The sequence below is a fragment of the Candidatus Limnocylindria bacterium genome (assembly GCA_036523395.1).
Classification (GTDB): Bacteria; Chloroflexota; Limnocylindria; order P2-11E; family P2-11E; genus CF-39.
In genome coordinates this window covers 1-21,003 of the sequence record DATDEH010000041.1, presented here as the reverse complement: position 1 = coordinate 21,003, position 21,003 = coordinate 1, and the positions used below count along the sequence as shown (strand labels likewise).

At 68.7% G+C, this 21,003-nt stretch carries 19 protein-coding genes; 15 read left to right on the top strand and 4 right to left on the bottom strand.

The features are described from left to right. The first annotated feature begins 57 nt into the window (after positions 1-57). Complete coding sequence (locus VI056_04795) at positions 58-561, top strand: DNA-3-methyladenine glycosylase (GenBank protein ID HEY6202340.1); 504 nt, start codon at positions 58-60, stop codon at positions 559-561. Then, on the top strand, positions 531-2,888 hold the full coding sequence (locus VI056_04790; protein HEY6202339.1) for an endonuclease MutS2: 2,358 nt from the start codon (positions 531-533) through the stop codon (positions 2,886-2,888). Before VI056_04795 ends, VI056_04790 begins: the two co-directional genes overlap by 31 nt. Here VI056_04790 and VI056_04785 read toward each other — a convergent pair. From VI056_04785 to VI056_04775, 3 genes are all read right to left on the bottom strand, one after another. After that, entirely contained in the window at positions 2,885-4,036 is a 1,152-nt protein-coding gene (locus tag VI056_04785) for a FecR domain-containing protein (protein ID HEY6202338.1), read from the bottom strand. The two genes, VI056_04790 and VI056_04785, sit on opposite strands and share 4 nt — an antisense overlap. Positions 4,037-4,294: 258 nt before the next feature. Further along, a complete protein-coding gene (locus tag VI056_04780) occupies positions 4,295-4,744 on the bottom strand; it encodes an NUDIX hydrolase (protein ID HEY6202337.1) in 450 nt (149 codons plus the stop codon). Next, complete coding sequence (locus VI056_04775; GenBank protein HEY6202336.1) at positions 4,741-7,116, bottom strand: PBP1A family penicillin-binding protein; 2,376 nt, start codon at positions 7,114-7,116, stop codon at positions 4,741-4,743. The genes VI056_04780 and VI056_04775 overlap by 4 nt, the downstream gene beginning before the upstream one ends. A gap of 142 nt (positions 7,117-7,258) precedes the next feature. Here VI056_04775 and tyrS point away from each other — a divergent pair, with 142 nt between their 5' ends. From tyrS to VI056_04755, 4 genes are read left to right on the top strand one after another with little or no spacing between them, the layout of a single operon-like run. Continuing rightward, complete coding sequence (gene tyrS, locus VI056_04770; protein HEY6202335.1) at positions 7,259-8,473, top strand: tyrosine--tRNA ligase; 1,215 nt, start codon at positions 7,259-7,261, stop codon at positions 8,471-8,473. 4 nt (positions 8,474-8,477) lie between these two features. Beyond that, positions 8,478-10,241 (top strand): tetratricopeptide repeat protein, encoded by a 1,764-nt coding sequence (locus VI056_04765; GenBank protein ID HEY6202334.1) that lies wholly within the window; start codon positions 8,478-8,480, stop codon positions 10,239-10,241. Next, the gene (locus VI056_04760; protein ID HEY6202333.1) at positions 10,238-11,485 is read left to right on the top strand and encodes an NAD(P)/FAD-dependent oxidoreductase; all 1,248 of its coding nucleotides are present in this window, start codon (positions 10,238-10,240) and stop codon (positions 11,483-11,485) included. The genes VI056_04765 and VI056_04760 overlap by 4 nt, the downstream gene beginning before the upstream one ends. A gap of 36 nt (positions 11,486-11,521) precedes the next feature. Then, positions 11,522-11,830 (top strand): hypothetical protein, encoded by a 309-nt coding sequence (locus tag VI056_04755; protein HEY6202332.1) that lies wholly within the window; start codon positions 11,522-11,524, stop codon positions 11,828-11,830. Here VI056_04755 and fusA read toward each other — a convergent pair. After that, a complete protein-coding gene (gene fusA / locus VI056_04750) occupies positions 11,827-13,911 on the bottom strand; it encodes an elongation factor G (GenBank protein ID HEY6202331.1) in 2,085 nt (694 codons plus the stop codon). The two genes, VI056_04755 and fusA, sit on opposite strands and share 4 nt — an antisense overlap. 43 nt (positions 13,912-13,954) lie before the next feature. On the opposite strand from fusA, the gene VI056_04745 reads away from it, so the two are divergent. The 9 genes from VI056_04745 (at position 13,955) to VI056_04705 (ending at position 20,998) form a co-directional block, all read left to right on the top strand. After that, a complete protein-coding gene (locus VI056_04745; protein HEY6202330.1) occupies positions 13,955-14,698 on the top strand; it encodes a YebC/PmpR family DNA-binding transcriptional regulator in 744 nt (247 codons plus the stop codon). 10 nt (positions 14,699-14,708) lie between these two features. After that, on the top strand, positions 14,709-15,200 hold the full coding sequence (ruvC, locus tag VI056_04740; protein ID HEY6202329.1) for a crossover junction endodeoxyribonuclease RuvC: 492 nt from the start codon (positions 14,709-14,711) through the stop codon (positions 15,198-15,200). Then, positions 15,197-15,775 (top strand): Holliday junction branch migration protein RuvA, encoded by a 579-nt coding sequence (gene ruvA, locus VI056_04735; protein ID HEY6202328.1) that lies wholly within the window; start codon positions 15,197-15,199, stop codon positions 15,773-15,775. The genes ruvC and ruvA overlap by 4 nt, the downstream gene beginning before the upstream one ends. A gap of 94 nt (positions 15,776-15,869) precedes the next feature. Continuing rightward, on the top strand, positions 15,870-16,022 hold the full coding sequence (locus VI056_04730) for a Flp family type IVb pilin (protein HEY6202327.1): 153 nt from the start codon (positions 15,870-15,872) through the stop codon (positions 16,020-16,022). Positions 16,023-16,216: 194 nt separating this feature from the next. Continuing rightward, positions 16,217-17,434 (top strand): transcription termination factor NusA, encoded by a 1,218-nt coding sequence (gene nusA, locus VI056_04725; GenBank protein HEY6202326.1) that lies wholly within the window; start codon positions 16,217-16,219, stop codon positions 17,432-17,434. Between the two features lie 52 nt (positions 17,435-17,486). Beyond that, positions 17,487-17,747, top strand: a complete 261-nt coding sequence (locus tag VI056_04720) for a YlxR family protein (GenBank protein ID HEY6202325.1) — start codon at positions 17,487-17,489, stop codon at positions 17,745-17,747. 113 nt (positions 17,748-17,860) lie between these two features. Further along, the gene (gene infB / locus VI056_04715; GenBank protein ID HEY6202324.1) at positions 17,861-19,648 is read left to right on the top strand and encodes a translation initiation factor IF-2; all 1,788 of its coding nucleotides are present in this window, start codon (positions 17,861-17,863) and stop codon (positions 19,646-19,648) included. 7 nt (positions 19,649-19,655) lie between these two features. Next, positions 19,656-20,012 (top strand): 30S ribosome-binding factor RbfA, encoded by a 357-nt coding sequence (gene rbfA / locus VI056_04710; GenBank protein HEY6202323.1) that lies wholly within the window; start codon positions 19,656-19,658, stop codon positions 20,010-20,012. After that, on the top strand, positions 20,009-20,998 hold the full coding sequence (locus VI056_04705) for a bifunctional oligoribonuclease/PAP phosphatase NrnA (GenBank protein HEY6202322.1): 990 nt from the start codon (positions 20,009-20,011) through the stop codon (positions 20,996-20,998). Before rbfA ends, VI056_04705 begins: the two co-directional genes overlap by 4 nt. Positions 20,999-21,003: the final 5 nt, after the last annotated feature.

Sequence of the window (21,003 nt, the reverse complement as noted above, 5' to 3'; positions counted from 1 at the left end):
ACGCGCCGCTACGGCCCGCGTCTGCCGCGCCCTTTCTACGCGCGCCCGCCCCTCGCCGTGGCGCGCGACCTCCTCGGCAAGGTGCTCCTCTACGATGGCCCCGAGGGCCGGCGCGCCGCGCGGCTCGTCGAGGTCGAGGCCTACCACGGGACCCGTGATCCGGCCTCGCACGCGTTCCGCGGCCTGACGCCGCGTACCGAGGTCATGTTCGGGAGGCCGGGACACGCCTACGTCTATCTCTCACATGGGGTCTGGTACTGCATGAACGTCGTCGCCCATGAGCCGGGCGTGGCAGGCGCTGTGCTCCTCCGCGGCGCGGAGCCGCTCGAGGGCTTCGCTCATGACGCGCGCCTCAGCGGACCCGGGCTGCTTGGACGCGCGTTCACGCTCACCACGTCGCACACGGGCATCGACCTGACACGCTCGGTGTTGCAGCTGCGCGACGCACCAAGGGTCGCGCCCCGCCTGATCGCGCGCGGGCCTCGGATCGGCATCGCAGAGAGCGCGACGTCGGCGAAGCCGTGGCGCTTATGGGTGCGTGGCTCGAGCGGGGTTTCGTGATGACGACCGCCGCGGAGCGCGCGCTCGTCACGCTCGAATACCCGGCCATCCGCGCGCTCCTCGCGGAGCGGTCGTCGTTCACGCCGGGCCGCGAGCTCGCTGAGGCGCTCACGCCGGTCACTGACATCCGCGAGGCCGATCGGCTCCAGGACGAGACCGCGGCGGCGCGCGATCTGCTGCGCGCGCAGCCGTCCGCCGGCATCGGTGGCGCTCGCGACATCCGCGACGCCCTGCGGCGCGCACGCCTGGGCGGCTCGCTGGAGCCACCGCAGCTCATCGAGATCGCCGACACCATCCGCGCCGCGGAGAAGCTCTTCGCCGAGGTTCATCCGTACCCGCCGCTCGCGGCGAAAGCACGCTTCGCGCGTCCACCGCGCGACGTCGCCGAGGCCATCGAACATGCCATCGCCGGCACCGGCGAGGTGCTCGATCGCGCCAGCCCGCGTCTCGGCTCGCTGCGCGCGGCGCTCAGAGCGGCGCAGGCCCGCCTCCAGCAGCGCCTGGACGGCCTGCTGCGCTCGCCGGACCTCTCACGTGCTCTGCAGGAGCAGCTCATCACGCAGCGTGGCGGACGCTACGTCGTGCCAGTGAAGGCCGAGATGCGCGGCGCGGTCAAGGGGATCGTCCACGATCAGTCCGCGAGCGGCGCCACCGTGTTCATCGAGCCGCTCGAGATCCTCGAGGCGAACAACGCGCTCCGCGAGGCCGAGCTCGCCGAGAGCGCCGAAGTGCGCCGCGTTCTCGACGAGCTGTCGCGCCGCGTCGAACGGGCGGGGGACGACCTCGACGCGGTGACGACCGCCCTCGCCGCCCTCGACCTCCTGCTCGCGAAGGCCGAGCTCGCGGCCCATCTCGAGTGCGAGCGGCCGGTGCTCGACTCGCACGGCATCGTCGATCTCGTCGGAGCGCGCCATCCGCTCCTGGTCGAACGCGGGACCGGCGTCGTGCCGATCGATGTGCGCCTTGGATCGGACTTCCGCGCGCTCGTCATCACGGGTCCCAATACCGGTGGAAAGACCGTGACCCTTCGAACGCTCGGACTGCTCGTACTCATGGCCGCGTCCGGCCTGCAGATACCTGCATCGCGTGGCAGCCGGGTGCCGGTCGTGCAGCGTGTGTTCGCGGACATCGGCGACGAGCAGTCGATCGCGCAGTCGCTCTCGACATTCTCGTCGCATCTCCGAAACGTCGTCGCGACCCTCGCCGAGGCGGAGCGCGATGACCTCGCGCTGCTCGACGAGCTCGGCGCGGGGACGGATCCTGACGAAGGTGCCGCTCTGGCGATGGCCGTCCTCGAGACACTGCTGGGGCGCGGCGTTCTCGTGGCGGCGACGACGCACTACCCGGAGCTGAAGGCATTCGCGCTCAACACGCCCGGCGCGTCGAACGCGAGCGTCGAATTCGACGCCGAGTCACTCCGTCCCACATACCGTCTGCATATCGGTCTGCCGGGATCGTCGAACGCGTTCGCGATCGCGTCTCGCCTGGGTCTCGACAACGCCGTCCTAGCGCGCGCGGAGTCACACCTATCCGAGCTCCATCGATCGCTCGAGCGGACGCTGCGGGAGGCCGAGCGTCATCGCACCGATCTCTCCGCGGCGCTCGAGGAGGCGCGCGTTTCGGCCGAAGATGCGCGGCGCCTGACGGAGCAAGCGCGGCGTGAGTCGGAGCGCATCCGCGACGAGGCCGAGCGGTCGGCACGTCGCTCGCGCACGGAGGCGGATGAGCTTCTGCTCCAGTCGCGCCGAGCGCTACGGCAGGCGGAGAGCGCGCGTGACCAGGCGGCGAAGCGCAACCTCGTCGACGACGCTCGAGCCGCCCTCGCTGAGGCGGAGACGACGCGTCGGTCGGCGGCCACACCCGAGCAGGCCCCGCGCGCCGCGGTGCCTATCGCGATCGGCTCGCCCGTACATGTCGAGGGCGTGAGCGAGCCCGGCACACTGCTCTCGATCGATGACCGCGGGATGGCCGACGTCGCGGCCGGTGCGCTGCGGCTGCGCGTCCCTGCGACGAGCCTGCGGCCCGCACGGGCGGCCCAGGAGGCGCCGCTCGCGACGCGGCCGGTCATCGGCGGCTCGGCGGCGGCCGTGTCGCTACAGCTGGACCTGCGCGGCGCTCGTGCCGAGGAGGCACTCGAAGTGCTTGACCGCTACCTCAATGACGCCGCCGTCGCGGGCGTCGATCGCTTGCGGATCGTGCACGGCAAGGGGACCGGCGCGCTACGCACCGCCGTGCGTGAGGTGCTGTCGCGGCATCCTCTGGTGCGCGCCCACGAGCCCGCCGGCGCCGCCGAGGGCGGCGACGGCGCGACGATCGTCCGGCTCTAGCGGCGCGCCGGCGTGGGGCCTTCGGTCCGGCGCGGCGTGGCTGCGGGCTGCGGGGTCGCGTCGTTCTTCTTCGTCGGCGCCCTTGTGGTGCCCGAGTTCCCTTCGGTCGTCGCGGGCGCGCGCAGCGTCTGCTTCGCGATCGCGCGGACCTTCGCCTTCGCGCCGAACTTCGCGTCCGACAGCTTCTGCGTCTCGTCCGGTGTGAGCGAACGTACCTGCGGCATGTCGCTGCCCTTGCGCAGCTCGACACCCGAGGTCGTCGATGCGCTGCCGGCCTCGACCGCGTTGTTGACTCTGACGGGCTCCTCGCCCTTGTCGGTCACGGTGGTGGACACGGTCGCCGAAGTGCCTGCCGAGACGGTCGTCGCGAATACGCCATCGGGGACGTTCGGCAGGGTCACGACGATCGTGCCGTCCTGCATGCGCACCCGCGCGCCCGGCGTCTGCGCGAAGACCTTGCCGTCCTTGAAGCCATTGACGCGGCCAAGCGGATCGACGACGAGCGAGCTCTCCGACACGACGGCGACGCTGACCACGCGCTGCGCGTCGGGCGCCGCGCGGGGCGGCTCGGGCGCGGTGTTCGCGCGGACCGTCGTGATCTGATCGGCGGTGACGAGGACCTCGCTCGAGCCAGCGGTGTCCGCTGTCGCGACGCGACCCTCGGTCGTGGTCACGGTCGTTGTCGGGCCACTGAGCGCGTCATCGACGGCGACCTCGAACGCGGTGCCGCGGACCGATGCGGTCGCGGCGGGCGTCCTCACTTCATAGCGTGAGTCGGCGGTGGTGAGATGCGTGACGACATGCCAGCTCCGTCCGACCGACTGCGCGAGCTGCACGATCGTCGAGCTGCTTCGTGTGGTCGCTTCCTCGATCGTGATGTCGCTCGCGGGCTCGAGCTCGATCGTGGAGCCTTCGAACAGTGTGAGGACCGCGCGCGCGTCGCCGCTGGTGCGGACAGTGGAGCCGACGTAGAGGACCGCGCCATCGGTCGCGCTCGAGAAGCCCGAGCCGCCGAAACGCGTCTGCACGTCGCCGGAGATCACGGTGAGGACCGCGGCGGCCCGCAGCGGTGTATGCGCGGGCGCCTGCACGTTTGCGGCAACGGGCGTGCTGCCGATACCAGGGACCGTCCCAACGCACAGCGCCAAACAGGACAGAAGGACCGTTGCCCGAGTTGCATACCCCACGACTGACTAACGAGCGACCCACATGCCCGAGTAGCGGGCGACCGGGGGCAGCCGTGTCAAAGGGGCTTCAACGGGGTATCTGCGCCCGAGAACTCTACGTAATTTGGATGATTCCCGTACCCAGAGCGGTCGAATCCGTACCGCTCCGCGCGCACTTCAACGGACGCGCAACCCGCATCGTGATATTCAGGAACGTCATCGCCCCAACGGACGTGTGTTTCAGCGATCGACGCGACGCATCGTCACGTTCGTCGCGGAGAGAGCACGCGCGAGCCGCTCATCATCCTCGCGGCGCAGACCCGCATCCGCGAGCTCGCGTCGCAGCGCGGCATGAAAGCCGGCGGCATCCGGCGCGGACCATCGCACGGCGGATCCAACCTCCGCCCGCGCCTCGCCCACCGCATTGCCGCGATAGAGGTGCATGAGCGAGCGAAAGTCCTCGGTGCTCTCGTCGACCTCGTACGTCGCGACATGCGCGAGTGCCGTCAACTCGCAGCCGGTCTCCTCAAGGGTCTCGCGACGCACCGCGTCCTCCGGTGACTCGCCCTGTTCAACACCGCCGCCTGGCAGCAGCCAGGCGCCGGCGAACGGTCCACCTCGCTGACGAACGAGGAGCACGCGTCCGTCCGCGTCGACGCAGGCAACGATCGCGCCGACGCGTCGATTCACGGAGGGCGCGTAGGACTTGGAGCGACCGTCCGACCGGACGGGAACGGCGGAAGCGTGAGCGACGGCACGACGAACGGCGTGCCACTCGGCCTGGTGGTCGGGCTCGGGCTGAAGCCCTGCGAGGGTGACGGAGAAGGAGATGGCGAGGGCGATGGGCTCGGACATGGTTCGGAGCCGATGAGATTCCAGCTGTACCGGCCATAGCCGTACGAGCCGGCGTTGGCGCCCTTGATCCATTGATCCGTGTACTTCTGCCAGACGTTCCCAGGCGCGCGCTCCTGCGGCTTGAGGGCGATACGCGCGGTGCCGTCCGGACCGGGGCATCCTGCGACCCACCAGTTGTCGACCTGTGTCGGAACAGTGCCGCGGACGAAGAACTCGGTCATGGAGAACGGCGAGAGGCTCGACGGAAGAAGACCCGAGCCGTATCCGCCGAAGGCTCCTGGCGCGGCCACGATGGTCGCCTGCACGATGTTCGCCGGCCGCTCCCAGTCCGCGACCGGGACGCCGTCGAGCACCTCTTTCATGTAATCGCGCCACAGCACCCCGGGCCCCATCGCGCTCGAGAAATCTCGCGAGCTCATCGGATCGCCGTTGGCATTGCCCATCCACACACCCGTGACCAGGGTGGGGACGTAGCCGACGCTGTAGACGTCCTTGAGGTTGTCTGTCGTCCCCGTCTTCAAAGCCGCGGGACGCCCGATGTTGGTCCAGCTGCCGAAGATGAAGTCCCGCGAGGGCTGTGTCGTGTCCTTCAGGATGTCGGTCATGAGCCATGCGACACCGGCATCGAGCACGCGCTTCTGCTCGTAGTCCTTGTGCTCCCAGACGACCTTCCCGCGCGAGTCCTCGACCTTGAGGATGTACGTCGGCGTCACGCGCACGCCGAGGTTCGCGAGCACGCCGTACGCGCTCGCCATATCGACGAGCTTCACTTCCTTCGACCCGAGCGTGAGCGACAGACCGGTCTGGTTCGGGTCGATGTTCGCCGTGATGCCCATGTCGTGCGCGGTCTGGATCGTGTCCTCGATCCCGCTGTACTGCGACAGGAACTTCACGGCGGGCACGTTGCGCGACTCGCGGATGGCCTGCCGCATCGTCACCGGCCCGTGGTACTGGAGGTCCGCGTTCTCGGGACAGTAGCCGCACGCCGACGGACTCATGCGCGTGGGGTCTGCTCGCCCCGTGAAGTCCGTGCGCGCGTCGACCACGACGGTCGCCGCCGTCGCGCCCTTCTTGAGAGCGGTGACGTAGTTGAACATCTTGAACGAGGAACCCGGCTGTCTCTGCGCGATGCCAGCGGCGTCGTACTGGCCCTGCACGCGAGGGTCGTCGCGGTCGTAGTAATCGACCGAGCCGACGTACGCGAGGATCTCGCCCGTGCGCGGGTCGATCGAGACCATCGCAGCGTTCCACACATTCTTGTCGTGCAGCGACTCGACCGACTCCTTCACATGCCGCTCGGCCGCTTCCTGTGTCTTCGTGTTGAGCGTGGTCGTGACCTTGAAGCCGCCGCGCGTGACCGCCGACTCGTCGCCGCCCAGGATCTGCGCGAGCTGGTTGCGCACCTGGAAGACGAAGTGCGGCGCCGTGATCGTCGTCACCTGCGGGCCGGCCACCGTGATCGGCTCCGCGTCCGCGGCGTCGCGCTGCGAGTGCGTGATCGCGCCGAAGTCGACCATCTGGTCGAGCACGTAGGCGCGACGATCCTTGGCGCGCTCGACGTTGCCGGCCTGAGACGGATCCAGGATCGACGGTGACTGCGGCAGACCCGCGAGCAGGGCGGACTCGGCGACCGTGAGCGTCGAAAGATCTGACTTTCCGAAATAGGACTGCGCCGCGGCCTTGATCCCGTAGGCCTGGTTCCCGTAGTAGATCTGATTGAAGTACAGCTCGAGGATCTGCTCCTTCGAGTAGGTCCGGGTGACCTGAACGGCGAGGATCGCCTCCTTGATCTTGCGGGAGACGCTCACTTCGTCGCCGACGATCCGCTGCTTCACGAGCTGCTGCGTGATCGTCGAGGCGCCGCTCACGACGTCCTTGTGAAAGAGGTCATCGCGCACCGCCCGGGCGATGCCGAAGACGTCGATGCCGGGGTTGGTCCAGAAGGACTTGTCCTCGGCCGCGATGGTCGCGTCGATCACCACCTGGGGGATGGAGTTGAGCGAGACCACCTCCCGCCGCTCGACCTCGAACTGGTACAGGAGCGTCGCGCCGTCCCGGTCGTAGACCTTGGTCGACTGGGCGAGGGGGTCCTTCGCGAGGTCCTCCGGGGATGGCAGGTCAGAGGCGAAAAACGCGAACGCGGTCACCGCGCCGAAACCGGCGAGCGCGAGGGTGGCGATGACCAACGCGAGCACGACCGGGGGCACCACCGCGAGCCTGCCGCGAATGCCGCCCCCACTTCGGCGCCGCAACTGGCGATACGGTCCGCGCCCGAGAGCGTGGTCGCGTGTCGTATTGCGCGCGATGCTTCCATCGTAAAGCCTCGGCCCCGCCGATATCCTCTCCGTCGTGCCCACGCGCCCCAGCGACGCCGAGCTCGAAGAGTTCCTGACCCGTGGGATGGCCGAGGTGATCGTCCGCGAAGACCTCGCCGCCGCCCTGCGCGCCGGGGACCGTCAGCTGCGTATCAAACAGGGCTTCGACCCGACGCACCCAAATCTCCACCTCGGCCATGCCGTGCCTCTGCGCAAGCTGCGCAAGCTGGCCGAATGGGGGCACGAGATCGTGCTCATCGTCGGCGATTGGACGACACAGATCGGGGATCCCACCGATAAGGACGAGACGCGGCCGACGATGTCGCACGACAAGGTGATGAAGAACGCCGAGACGTACATCGAGCAGTTCCATCTCATCGTCCCGCGCGAAGGCACGCGCGTGGTCCTCCAGTCGGAGTGGTTCGGCAAGTTCGGGCTGAAGGACGTGATCGACCTCGCGTCGCGCTTCACCACGCAGCAGATGCTTCAGCGCGAGGAGTTCCGCAAGCGGCTTGAGAAGAAGACCGCGATCCCGATCAAAGATCTTCTCTACCCGCTGCTGCAGGCGTACGACTCGGTCGCGATCGAATCCGACGTCGAGGTCGGCGGCACCGACCAGCTCTTCAACATCCTCGCCGGACGCGAGCTGCAGGAGCAGCTCGGTCAGCGGCCGCAGAACCTCCTCATCAATCATCTCCTCGAGGGCCTCGACGGCGAGAAGATGAGCAAGTCGAAGCCGAAGACCGGCATCTGGCTCACCGACCCGCCGAACGAGATCTACGGAAAGGTGATGTCGATCGAGGACAAGCTCATGCCCCATTACTTCGAGTGGGCGACGGAGATGCCGCGCAAAGAGGTCAACAAGATCCTCGGCGCGATCGGCAACCGTGAGCTCCATCCGAAGGAAGCGAAGGAGAAGCTCGCGTGGCAGATCACGAGCGAGCTGCATTCGCCCGCGGCCGCCGACGAGGCGAAGATCGCGTTCGGCAGGCAGTTCAAAGAGGGCGGGCTCCCCGAGGACATCCCGACGGTCGAGGTCGAGATCAACGGCCACGCGGAGATCAACATCGTCGACCTCCTTCGCGACTCGAAGATCGCGTCGAGCCGCAGCGATGCGCTGCGCCTGGTGAAGCAGGGCGGCGTCAAGGTGGACGGGTCCAAGGCGAGCCTGGAGACGATGGTCCCGACCGCCACTGAACCAGTGATCCAGGTCGGGCCGCGCAAGCACCACCGCATCCGCTGGCGCTGAGAGCATGACCGTCGCGCGTCCCATCGTCGCCGTCATCCCCTTCGGCGCGCGCGGAATGACGGCGCGGGCAGGGGCGTGGGCTCGTCAGCTCGCTGCTCGCCTGGTCGAACGATTCGCTCAGGAAGAGGCCGTCGACGTGCGGCCGGTATTCCTGGTCGCGATGCCCGAGGCCGCGAGCGACGCCGGCTACCTCGTGTTTGGGTCGTCGCCTGAGCCCAACCTCGCGGCGGAGTACGGGCGCGCGCTCGGCGCCGCGTACGCGCTCACCGGAATCTATCGCGAGGACGGAGGTTCCCGGCGCCTCGAAGTCACGCTCGTCGATGTCGGCAGCGGCGCGGTCCGCGCGACGCGTTCGATAGGCATCGAACCCGGGACGCTCGCGACGACCGAGCCGGCCCTCGCGCGCTGGCTGGCGCGCGCCGTCGGTGCGACGAACACGACCGCCGCGGATGCGCCCGCCGCCGCGACTGAGGACGCGTACGCCGCACTCCTCGAAGGCATGGACGAGGAGGTCACGGCGACGCTGCTACGCCAGAGCGACCCCGCGGGCGCGGATGAGGCGATCGGGCGCGCGCTTGAGCGTTATCTCGCGGCGCTGGGCGGGGACCCGGAGTGCGCTCCTGCGGAGGAGCGGCTCCTCGTTCTCGCGGCCGAGTCACTCGAGCGGGGTGACATCGGCCGCCAGGTCCGCGCGCTCGAGGACCTCACGGTCATCCGCCCTCGCTCGTGGCGCGCGCATTACATCCTCGCGAAGCTGCGGGCGGAGGCCGGCCACATCAACGAGGCGATCGTCGCCTACGAGCACGCGCACGCCGTGCGCGCGCTCCCGGACGCGGACGTCGTTCGCCTCGCCGAGCTCTATGCGAATGCCGGCGCGAGCGCGCCCGCGTTCGCGCACCTGCGTCGCATTTCGCCGGCGAGCGATTCGTACGGCGCGGCGCAGGAGCTCACGGCGATCATCGCGCTGCAGCGCGGCGACCTCGGAGCGGGCCACCCCGCGTTCGAGCGCGCGGTCGCCGCCGGCGCCGCGGGTTGGGAGCTTCACGCGTCCTACGGCGCGGCTCTGCACGCGCGCGGTGAGAACGCCGATGCGATCCCGCGTTATGAGGCGGCGCTCGCGGCGAACGGACCCGCGATCGTGCGACTGAACCTCGCGCGCGCCGCGTACGAAACGGGTGACCGCGACCGCGCGGCACGCGAGCTTGATGCGCTGCTCGAGCTGGAGACCAGCGGTGAGATCGCGGGGCAGGCGCGACGCCTCCGCTTCGGGATCCGCCATGCCGACCTCGAGCGAGCGCTCGAGAGCGCGGGGAGGGGCGCCATCGAGGGAGACGCGACGCGATCGGCCGAGGCGCGGTCCGTGTTCGAGTCCGCTCTCGCGGTCGAGCCTGACCTCTGGGAAGCGCATTTCGGGCTCGGGCTGCTCGCGCGACACCGCGGCGACGCGCCGGCCGCGCTCGCCTCCTTCGCTCGCGTCCTCGAGCTGTGGCCGGAGCACCCCGACGCGCTGCACGAGCTCGGTGTCGCGCTGCTGATGGCCGACGACGTCGACCAGGCGGTCGGCGCCCTCGAGCGTGCGGCCGCGCTGCGCCCGGCCGAACCCGCGTACCTCGCGGACGCGGGCTTCGCGCAGATGCGGGCGGGAGACCTCGCCGCCGCGCGCGAGCGCCTGGAGCACGCGCGGACCCTCGATGCCGACGACCCGATCACTCGCGCCTACCTGAGCGAGCTCGACCGCGTGCAGGCGGCGTTGGCGAAGGGCTCGTGACGAAGCGCATCCTCATCGCGGGCGGCGGGTTCGCCGGGCTGCACCTCGTCCGCCATCTCGAGAAACGACTGAAGCGCGGCGAGGCGGAGGTCACGCTCATCGACCGTTCGAACTTCTCGCTCTTCACGCCGCTCCTCTATCAGGTCGCGACGGGTGAGCTGCCGCCGCACGCGGTCGCCTACCCGCTGCGCGTGCCCCTCGCGAGGGCCGGCTTCCGCTTCCTCCGCACGGAGGTCGAGGCGATCGACCTCGAGAAGAGGACCGTGCGCACCGAGGACGGCGAGGTCGCGTACGACCACATCGTCATCGCGCTCGGGAGCGTGACGAACGACTTCGGGATCCCGGGCGTCAAGGAGCACGCACTCGTCGTGAAGTGGCTCGAGGATGGCCGAGCCGTGCGGCACCGCATCCTGTCGACGTTCGAAGATGCCGCGCTCCTGCCCGAAGCGGCGCGCCGGCGCGAGCTGCTGTCGTTCGCGATCGTCGGAGCCGGCCCGGTCGGGGTAGAGCTCGCGGCGTCGATGCGCGACCTCATGGATCACACGCTGCGCGGCATCTACCCGACCATCGACGTGCGCCACGAGCCCACCATCACGCTCATCGACGGCGCCGACCGCGTCGTGCCGGGGATGGATGCGCGCCTCTCCGCGATCGCGCAGCGCCGGCTCGAGAAGCTCGGCGTGCGCATCATGCTGAAAACGCTCGTCTCAGAAGTGGGGCATGGCACGCTGCGCACGAAGGATGGGAGGGTACTGACCGCGCACACGGTCATCTGGGCCGGCGGTGTGAAGACCAACCCGATCGTCGCCGCAGTCGAGCTGCCGCGCGCGAAGGACGGTCGGCTCACCGTCGATACGTCGTTCCGCGTCGGCGGGCGCGACGACGTGCTCGCGCTCGGCGATGCCGCGCATTTCGAGCAGGACGGCAAGGCGCTACCGATGCTCGCGCAGGTCGCAGTGCAGCAGGCGCCCGCGGCGGCGACCAATCTCGCGCATCTCGTCCGAGGCGAGGCCACGGAGCCCTACGTCTACAAACGCAAGGGCGATCTCGTCGCGCTCGGACGGACCAGCGCGGCCGCAGAGTTCGCGCGGCCGATCCACATCGTGCTGTCGGGCCTGCCGGCGTGGACGGTGTGGCGGACGAACTACCTCATGCAGCTCGTGGGCGGACGCAACCGCGGCACGCTGCTGGGAGAGTGGCTCCTGTCCTACTTCTCGCGCCGGATCGTCGCCGACATCACGTGAAGACGCGCGACCCGTACGTCGCGTGGGTCGGGGCGAATGTTGTTGATCGTTGCGATGTTCGAGGGAAACCCGTCGGCCTCGGTGCGCTTCTGCCGACGCTGTGGCCGGGCCGAACAGCGCGCGCTCTGGACGCTGCCCGTCGTCGCGGCCCCGGCGTGCTTCCTTGGAGTCTTTCCGCTCGCGACGATGCTCGGTGCCGCCGCGCTCTCGCGGCTTGTGCTGGCGATCATCGACGCTCCTGTCGACCGCACACCTATCCTCGCCGCTCTCGGTGGCCTCTCGTACGGCGTGGCGACGGCGACCGCCCTGGGCCGCGCGTACGCGGCGCGGCCGGAGATCACCTAGCGCGCGGCCGCGCCCTCCTCGACCTTCTCCTCGTGCGCCGCGATCACTTTCTCCGCGATGTGCGACGGGCACTGCTCGTAGCCCAGCAGCGTCGAGGTGAACGTACCGCGGCCGCCGGTCATCGAGCGCAGATCGGTCGAGTAGCGGAAGATCTCCGCGAGGGGCACGTGAGCCTTGATGCTCTGATACCCCGCGCCCGCGCCGTCCATCCCGAGTACGCGACCGCGGCGGCTGTTGAGGTCCGCGAGCACGTCGCCCATCTGCTCCTCGGGCACGATGACCTCGACATCCATGATCGGCTCGAGCAGATACGGTTGCGCGTCCTTCACGCAGGCCTGGAGCGCGAGCGATCCTGCGATCTTGAACGACATCTCGCTCGAGTCGACTTGGTGGAACGAGCCGTCGTAGAGCGTCGCCTTGAAGTCCGATAGCGGATAGCCCGCGATCACGCCCTTCACGGCCTGCTCGCGGATACCTTTCTCGACGGCGGGCCAGAAGTTGCGCGGGACCGAGCCACCGACGATGCGCGTTTCGAAGACCACCCCCGATCCCGGCTGCAGCGGCTCGACCTCGAGCCACGCGTCGCCGAACTGGCCGTGGCCACCGGTCTGGCGCTTGTAGCGGCCCTGCGCCTGCGCTTTCGCCCGGATCGACTCCCGGTACGGCACTCGCGGCGTCCGCATCTCGACCTGCACGCCGAACTTCTCCTTGAGCCGATGCACCGCGACGTCGATGCCGGACTCGCCGACCGCCGACAGGATCGTCTCGTGCGTGGCGTCATCGCGGCGCACGTGCAGCGAGGGGTCCTCGTCGATGAGCTTGTGGAGCGCGGTCGACATCTTGTCGAGGTCGGCCTTGCTCGCGGGGTCGATCGCGACGGAGAACGAAGGCGGTGGGAACGCGATGGGGTCGTAGAGGATCGGCGCGTCCTTGTCGGACAGCGTGGCGTTCGTGGAGGTGGCCGTGAGCTTCGGAACGGCACAGATGTCGCCCGCGCCCACGGCGTCGGTGATCTCCTGCTCTTTCCCGCGCAGGAAGAAGATCTGCCCCACACGCTCGGTCTCGCCTTTCGTGGCGTCGAACACCTGCGAGTTGTGATGCAGGGTGCCGGAATAGACGCGGACGTAGCTGAGCTTGCCGACGAAGGGATCGGCAAGCGTCTTGAACACGAACGCGGAGAACTTCTCGCTCGGATCGGTCTTGCGCGCCGTCTCGTCGCCAGCGGGTGACTTACCGATGACCGACGTATCTTCCGCCGGCGAGGGGAGCATCTCGCGGATCGTGTTCAGGAGCGCGGTGTACCCGACGTTCTTCGACGCCGATGTCGCCACCACCGGGATGACCTTTCCTTCACGCACAGCCAGGTGCAGGGCGTCGCGGAGCTCCTCGTACGACATCTCCTTGCCGTCGAGGTAGCGGGTGAGCAGATCCTCGTTCGTCTCGACGATCGCTTCGACGAGCTGCTGGCGGAACTGACCGACCGCGTCGGCCTGCGCCTTGTCGATCTCGGCGATCGGCTCTTTCGGGCCCCTCAGGACCTGGCCGTGCAGCAGGTCGATCGTGGCGGAGATGCCCTGGTGCTCGCCGATCGGAACGTGCAGCGGAACGACGCGGATCCCATATGCCTCGCGCAGCTGCCCCAAGACCTGTTCGAAGTCGGCGTTCTCGCGATCGAGCCGGCTGACGACGACGACGCGCGGCGTCTTGTGGTCATCGAGCTCGGACCACACGAGCTGCGTGCCGACCTGGACTCCGGCAGAGGCGTCGACGACCACGATCGCGGCGTCGGCAACGCGCAGCGCAGCGTGTTGGTCACCGGCGAAGTCGAGGAATCCGGGAGTGTCGAGGAGATTGATCTTGGTCCCGTCATGAGTGAACGAGGCGAGCGCGATGTTGATCGTGATGCGGCGCTTCTGCTCTTCCGGATCGGTATCGAGGATGCTGGTCGCGTCATCGACCTTGCCGAGGCGGTTCGTGGCGCCGACGGCGTGGAGCATGCTTTCGACGAGGGTCGTTTTCCCAGATCCGCCGTGCCCCACGACCGCCACATTGCGGATCTTCTCGGGTTGTATGAGGGCCAATGTCGCTCTCCCCAGTGCGTGTGCGTTGATAGTATTCGGCGCGATGTCCGGACATTCAAAGTGGAGCCAGATCAAGCGCCAGAAGGGCGCGGCGGACGTCAAGAAGGGCGTCGTTTTCACCAAGATGACGCGCGAGATCATGCTCGCGGCGCGTGAAGGTGGCGGGGACGTCGAAGCGAACTTTCGGCTGCGGCTGGCGGTCGACCGCGCGCGGGCTGTGAACATGCCGCACGCGAACATCCAGCGGGCGATCGAGCGGGCCACTGGCGGCGCCGACGGCGCGCAGCTCGAGAGCGTCCTCTACGAGGGCTACGCGCCCGGCGGTGTGTCGGTGATGGTCGAGGCAGCCACGGATAACCGCAACCGCACGGCCCCGGAGATCCGCGCCGCGTTCACGAAGAACGGCGGCAAGCTCGGCGAGTCTGGCTCGGTGCAGTGGCTCTTCGAACAGAAGGGCGTCATCGAGATCGACGCCGGCAAGCGCTCGCCGGATGACGTCTCGCTCATCGCGATCGACTCCGGCGCCGAGGACGTCGAGACCGACGGCAGCCTGGTCACCGCTTACACGACACCCAACTCGTTCGAGAAGGTGAGGTCCGCGCTCGAGAAAGCGGGCATCACCGTGGCATCGGCCGAGATCTCGATGCGCCCGACCACGACCGTCCGCGTCGACGGCGACCAGGCCCGGAAGGTCCTGCGCCTGGTCGAGGAGCTCGAGGAGCTGGACGACGTCCAGAAGGTGCACGCGAATTTCGACGTACCGGACGAGGTCCTTCAGCACGCCTAGCCGGAACACCGTGCTGGGTATCGACCCCGGCACGACGGGAATGGGATACGCGCTGCTGGACCTGACCACCGACCCGCCACGCCTGCTGGCGCACGGACTCGTCGAGACGCCGCGCCATGGCAGCGCGGCGGAGAAGCTGCTCGCGATCGCCGAAGCCATCGATGAGCTCATCGCGACCCACAAACCGGCGTTCTTCGCTCTCGAGCGGCTCTATTTCAACAAGAACGTGAGGACGGCGATGGCCGTCGCCGAAGCCCGCGGTGTCGCGCTCGTGTGCGGCGCGCGCGCCGGTCTCTCGATCGCGGAGTACACACCGCAGGAAGTGAAGCAATCGGTGACGGGATCCGGCGGCGCCGACAAGCGCGCCGTCCAGCGCATGATCGTCCACATCCTCGAGCTCTCCGGACCCATAACCCAGGACAACGTTGCCGACGCGATCGCCATCGCTCTCACGCACGCGCAACGCGTCAAATTCGTCGCCGCCGTCGCGAGCGCCAGGTGATCGGCTACCTCAGCGGCGAAGTCGTCGCGCGCGGCGTCGATCACGTCGTGGTCGACGTGCGCGGCGTCGGCTACAAGGTCTTCGTCCCGCGCCAGCCGTCACGCGACGCGGTCGCGCTGCACACGCATCACGTCGTGCGCGACGATGCGCAGCAGCTCTTCGGCTTCGAGACACGCGACGAGCTCGCGCTCTTCGAGCTGCTCATCACGGTCTCCGGTGTCGGCCCCCGGGCGGGCCTCGCACTGCTGTCGGTCTCGAGTCCCTCGGCGATAGCGGCCGCGATCGCATCCGGCGACTCCGCGGCGCTCGCGCGCGCACCGGGAGTGGGGAAGAAGACCGCGGAGCGGCTCATCGTCGATCTCAAGGGAAAGATCGGTCGGACCGGTCCAGCGCGCGAGCCCACCGGCGTGCTCACCGATGACGACGCGGCGGCCGCGCTGCAGGCCCTCGGTTACACCGCGAGCGAGGCCATCGCTGCCCTCCGGGGAGCGCCGCCACCGGGCTCTGCGAGCACGGAGGAGCGCGTCACGGCGGCTCTGCGGGGCGCTGGGCGGGTCGGGGTGACAGGACGGTGACGGTCACGTAGCGCATACCGCTTAGCAATGGCAGGCGCGCTGACGCCATGGCAGGCTAGCCGGTGGCCGCCGACCCGCCTGTAAGGAGTGGGAAATGGGTCGATTTTGGACAGACGAATCAGGGCAAGGCTTGGTCGAATACGCACTCATCATCGCGGTCATCGCGATCGCGATCATCATCGCAATGGTCTTTCTTCGAAATCAACTGGTGAACCAGTTCTCGAACATCGGGAACAACCTCACCTAAAAGCGGGCGGCGGCCAAAGCTCCCGACGTTGCTCCTCTTTGATACAATTTCGCCAGGCGACCGGTCGATGCCCGGGAGCCGCGGGCGCCGCTGAAAGTGGGTCGACCCCACTTTTTTTGTCGCCCAGGGGCAACCCGCCCCTGTTTCGCGACCGTGGCGAGCGTGCCGAATTGAAGAAGAGGGGAGCGCCGGCGATGAACCGAGAACTCGTGACCGGTCTTGCGCAGCTCTCCGCCGAGAAGGGGCTCCCCAAAGAGGTCGTGGGCGACATCATCGCCCGAGCCCTTAAGCGCGCCTACGGTGCCGAAGAGAACATCGACGTCAAGGTCGACATCACCACCGGCGCCTTCCGGGTCTTCCTGCTCAAGACGGTCGTCGACAAGGTCGAGGATCCGAAGCTGCAGATCCTGTTGGACGCCGCCAAGCGGATCAAGCCCGACGTTCAGCTCGGCGACATCGTCCCGCTCGAAGAGTCGGCGGCCGCCCTCGGTCGTATCGGCGCCCAGACCGCGAAGCAGGTGATCCAGCAGTCGCTGCGTGAGGCCGAGCGCGAGCAGGTCTTCGCGGAGTACGCCGATCGCGAGGGCGACATCATCAACGGTCAGATCAGCCGCTTCGAGGCGGGCTCCGCGATCATGGAGCTCGGCAAGGCCGAGGCGATCCTTCCGCGCGCCGACCAGGCGCCGCACGAGCGCTACTTCATCGGCCAGCACCGCAAAGTGGTGGTCGTCGAGGTCCGGCGAACGCTGCGCGGGCCCCAGATCATGGTCAGCCGCTCGCACAAGAACCTCGTGAAGCGGCTCTTCGAGCTCGAGGTGCCGGAGATCTACCACGGTCAGGTCGAGATCGTCGGCATCGCGCGCGAGGCCGGTTCGCGCACCAAGATCGCCGTCCGTGCGCGTCAGCCCGGCATCGACGCGCGTGGCGCGTGCATCGGGCAGCGGGGGCTTCGCGTGCAGGCGATCGTGAACGAGCTGGGCGGCGAAAAGATCGACATCATCGAGTGGAACGAGAAGCCCGAGCAGTACGTCGCCAACGCGCTCGAGCCGGCGCACGTCGTCCGCGTGGACATCGTCACCGATGACAAGACCGCGTACGTCGTCGTTCCCGACCGGCAGCTCTCCCTCGCGATCGGCAAGGAAGGCCAGAATGCGCGGCTCGCCGCGAAGCTCACCGGCTGGCGCATCGACATCCGCAGCGAGTCGGAGGTGCGTGCCGAGCTCGAGCCGGAGCCAGAACCGGAGCCTGTGGCGGTCGAGGCCGAGGTCGCCGCGCCGGTCGAGGAGGACGCGGAGCCGAGTCACGACCTCATCGCCGAGGTCGAGGCCGAGTCGGCCATGGCGGACGAAGAGGAGCTGGATGAAGAGGATCGAGCGCTCCTCGGAGCCAAGAAGAAGAAGGAACGCCGTTAGCCCGAAGGGGAACGCGGTCACCGGCCGTCGGCCCCTTCCGCAGCGAACGTGCGTGGCCTGCCACACCGTCCGCGCGAAGCGGGAGCTGGTGCGCATCGTGCGCTCCCCCGCAGGCGAGCTGAGCGTCGACCTTCGCGGCAAGGCCCCCGGCCGGGGCGCGTACCTTGACCCCGATCGGGCCTGCCTCGAGCGGGGACTGCGCGAGGGAGCCCTCGCAAAAGCCCTCGAGATCCCGATCGAGGCCGTCACGGCGGCGCGACTAGCGGTAGAACTAGAGCAAGCAGCGCTCGTACGACAGAAGGAGACCGCGTAATGCCCAAAGCACGACCCCGGCGTTTCCCGCCACAGCGCGGCCCCCGACCACGGGGCCGTAGGCCGCAGCGCCCTCAGCCGGCCGTCGCACCGGTCGAGCAGGCCGCTCCGGCGGTGGCGGTCATCGAAGGACGTCCGCCGGTCGTCCTGCCGAAGCAGGTCTCGGTGCGGGAGCTCGCGACGCTGCTCGACGTCAGCATCGTCGACCTCATGCGCGCGCTGGTGAATATGGGCACGATGGCGTCGATCAACACGACGATCGACTTCGACACCGCGAGCCTCGTCGCGACCGAGCTCGGCATCGACACCAAGGCCGAGGAAGAGGCGCCACCGGCCGTTGAGGACACCGAAGCCGAGATCGCCCCGCTCAAGCCGGAGCTCTGGACCGAGGACGACGCGAGCAAGCTGAAACCGCGCCCACCGGTCATCACGATCCTCGGACACGTCGACCACGGGAAGACGAGCCTCCTCGACGCGATCCGCACCACCAACGTGACCGCGCGCGAAGCGGGCGGCATCACGCAGCACATCGGCGCGTACCAGATCGAGTACAACGACCGTAAGGTCACGTTCCTCGATACACCAGGTCACGAAGCGTTCACCGCGATGCGCGCGCGTGGCGCGCAGATCACCGACGTGGCGATCCTCGTCGTCGCGGCGGACGACGGTGTGCAGCCGCAGACGATCGAGGCGATCTCGCACGTGAAGGCAGCGGGTGTGCCGATCGTCGTCGCGCTGAACAAGATGGACAAGGCCGACGCGAATCCAGACCAGGTGAAGGCGCAGCTCGCGGAGCACGGAGTGACGATCGAGGAATACGGCGGCGACACGCCGCTCGTCGCGGTATCGGCGCGCACCAAGCTGGGCATCGACGACCTGCTGGAGACCGTTCTGCTCGTGGCGGACGTCGCCGAGCTCACTGCGAACCCGGATCGGCCCGCGATCGGTCGCGTCGTCGAGGCGCACCTCGACACGAAGCGCGGCCCCGTCGCGACGGTCCTGGTGCAGACGGGGACCCTCGAGCGCGGCGACTTCGTCGTCGCGGGCGTCGCGGCCGGTCGCGTGAAAGCCATGACCGACGACAAGGGCAAGCCCGTTGGCCGCGCCGAGCCGTCCCGTCCGGTCGAGATCCTCGGACTGCCGGGCGTCCCAGAGGCGGGCGATGTCTTCCGGGTCGTGCCGGACGAGAAGACCGCCAAGGCCCTCGTCGCCGCGAACGCGCGAGAGCGCGCCGGTGCGGGCGCGTCGGAGAAGCCCGCGACGCTGGACGAGATGTTCGCGCAGGTCAAGGAAGGAAAGGCCAAGGAGCTGAAGCTCGTCCTTAAGGCCGACGTGCAGGGCTCCCTCGAGGCGATCAAGGGGGCGCTCGCGAAGATCCCGCAGGACGAGGTCGGCCTCCAGGTCATCCACGACGCCGTGGGTGACATCACCGAGTCCGACCTGACGCTCGCCGCGGCTTCGAGCGCGGTGGTGATCGGCTTCAACACGAAGATGGAGGCGCCCGCCAAGCGGGTCGCCGATCAGACGAGCGTCGACGTTCGCCAGTACAAGGTCATCTACGAGCTCCTCGACGACGTGCAGAAAGCGCTCACCGGGATGCTCGAGCCCGTAATGGTCGAGACAGTCATCGGCCACGCCGAGGTCCGGCAGATCTTCACCGCCGGCAAGACGACGATCGCCGGCTGCGGCGTCCTCGACGGTGTCATGCGCCGCGGCGTGCAGACGCGCCTGCTGCGCGGCGGCGAGGCCGCGCACGACGGGCACATCGAGTCGCTGCGCCGAGTGAAGGACGACGTGCGCGAGGTCGCGGCGGGTCTCGAGTGCGGCATCACGCTCGACACGAACGACATCCGGGTCGGCGACGTCATCGAGGCGTACACCGTCCAGCCAAAGCCGAGGTAATCGCAGGGTGGCGTACAAGCGAGCGGACCGCGTCAACGCGCTGCTGCAGCGCGAGCTCGCGATGATCATCAGCGAGGAGCTGCGCGATCCGCGCATCGCTTTCGCGACGGTGACCGGCGTTGAGGTCACGCCCGACCTTCGCAGCGCCAAGGTGCACGTCAGCGTCCTTGGCGACCAGGATCAGGTGCGCTCGACGATGGTCGCGCTCAACGAGGCCCGACCATATCTTCGTCACGAGATCGGCGCGCGGACGGATCTTCGCTACGTCCCGGACCTCGCCTTTTTCTCCGACCAGACCGCGGAGCGCGCGGCACGGATCTCTTCGCTCTTGCGTGAGGCGCGGGAAGGAGAGGGCCACTCGTGAGAGAGCTCGTCGAGACGCTACGCGGCGCGAAGACCATCGCGATCGTGTCGCATCGCGACCCCGATCCGGACACGATCGGCTCGGGAATCGCCCTCGGTCTGGCGCTCGATAGCCTCGGCAAGCGCGTCACGCTCCACTGCGCCGACGCAGTGCCGGAGCACGCCCGATTTCTCGCGTGGGCCGATCGCTACACCACCGAGCCGCCGCCCGCGACGTCGGACGTCATCGTTACCGTCGACTTCGGATCGGCCGAGCGGGCGAAGTTCGCCCTGCCAGCTGGCCCGACCCTGGTGAACATCGATCATCACGCGTCGAACGATCGGTTCGGCTCGGTGAACCTGGTCGACGTCTCGTCCGCGGCGACCGCGGAGATCGTGTCGCGCGTCATCGACGCGCTAGGCGTGAAGTGGACCGCCGACATGGCGACGGCCGCGCTCATCGGCATCATGACCGACACCGGCTCGTTCCAGTTCCCCTCGACGGACTCGCGCGCCCTCGAACGCGCCGCGCGGCTGCGCGAAGCCGGCGCCGACCTGCAGGCGATCACGTACAACGTGTTCCGCAACAAGCGCTTCCAAGCGCTGAAGCTCTGGGGCTTCGCGTTCTCGAGGATGCGACGCGAGCAGGAGGGACAGCTCGTGTGGACCGAGGTGACGCGCGAGGACTTCGCGAGCGCGGAAGCCCTGGACGAGGACATCTCAGGCCTCGTCGAGCAGATCGCCCGCGCGAACGGCATGCGTGTGGCGCTCCTGTTCAATGAACACGATGCCGGCGCGATCAAGGTCTCCTGCCGCACGTCGGCGTGGGCGCCGTCGGTGGATGCGTCGGCGCTGATGACGCGGTTCGGCGGTGGCGGCCACGTGCGAGCCGCTGGCGCCCTCATCACGGGCAACGTGAGCGACGTGCGCGAATCCGTCCTCCGTGCCGCACGCGAGGCGCTCGCCGCCGCGCGTGCGGCGCAACCGGTCGCCGAAGGGATCGCCTGAGCCTG

Bases quoted from the DNA above. Each gene is read 5' to 3' on its own strand.
- VI056_04745 (HEY6202330.1), top strand. From the start codon at position 13,955: ATGTCCGGACATTCAAAGTGGAGCCAGATCAAGCGCCAGAAGGGCGCG.
- VI056_04790 (HEY6202339.1), top strand. From the start codon at position 531: ATGGGTGCGTGGCTCGAGCGGGGTTTCGTGATGACGACCGCCGCGGAG.
- nusA (HEY6202326.1), top strand. From the start codon at position 16,217: ATGAACCGAGAACTCGTGACCGGTCTTGCGCAGCTCTCCGCCGAGAAG.
- VI056_04730 (HEY6202327.1), top strand. From the start codon at position 15,870: ATGGGTCGATTTTGGACAGACGAATCAGGGCAAGGCTTGGTCGAATAC.
- VI056_04755 (HEY6202332.1), top strand. From the start codon at position 11,522: ATGTTGTTGATCGTTGCGATGTTCGAGGGAAACCCGTCGGCCTCGGTG.
- VI056_04765 (HEY6202334.1), top strand. From the start codon at position 8,478: ATGACCGTCGCGCGTCCCATCGTCGCCGTCATCCCCTTCGGCGCGCGC.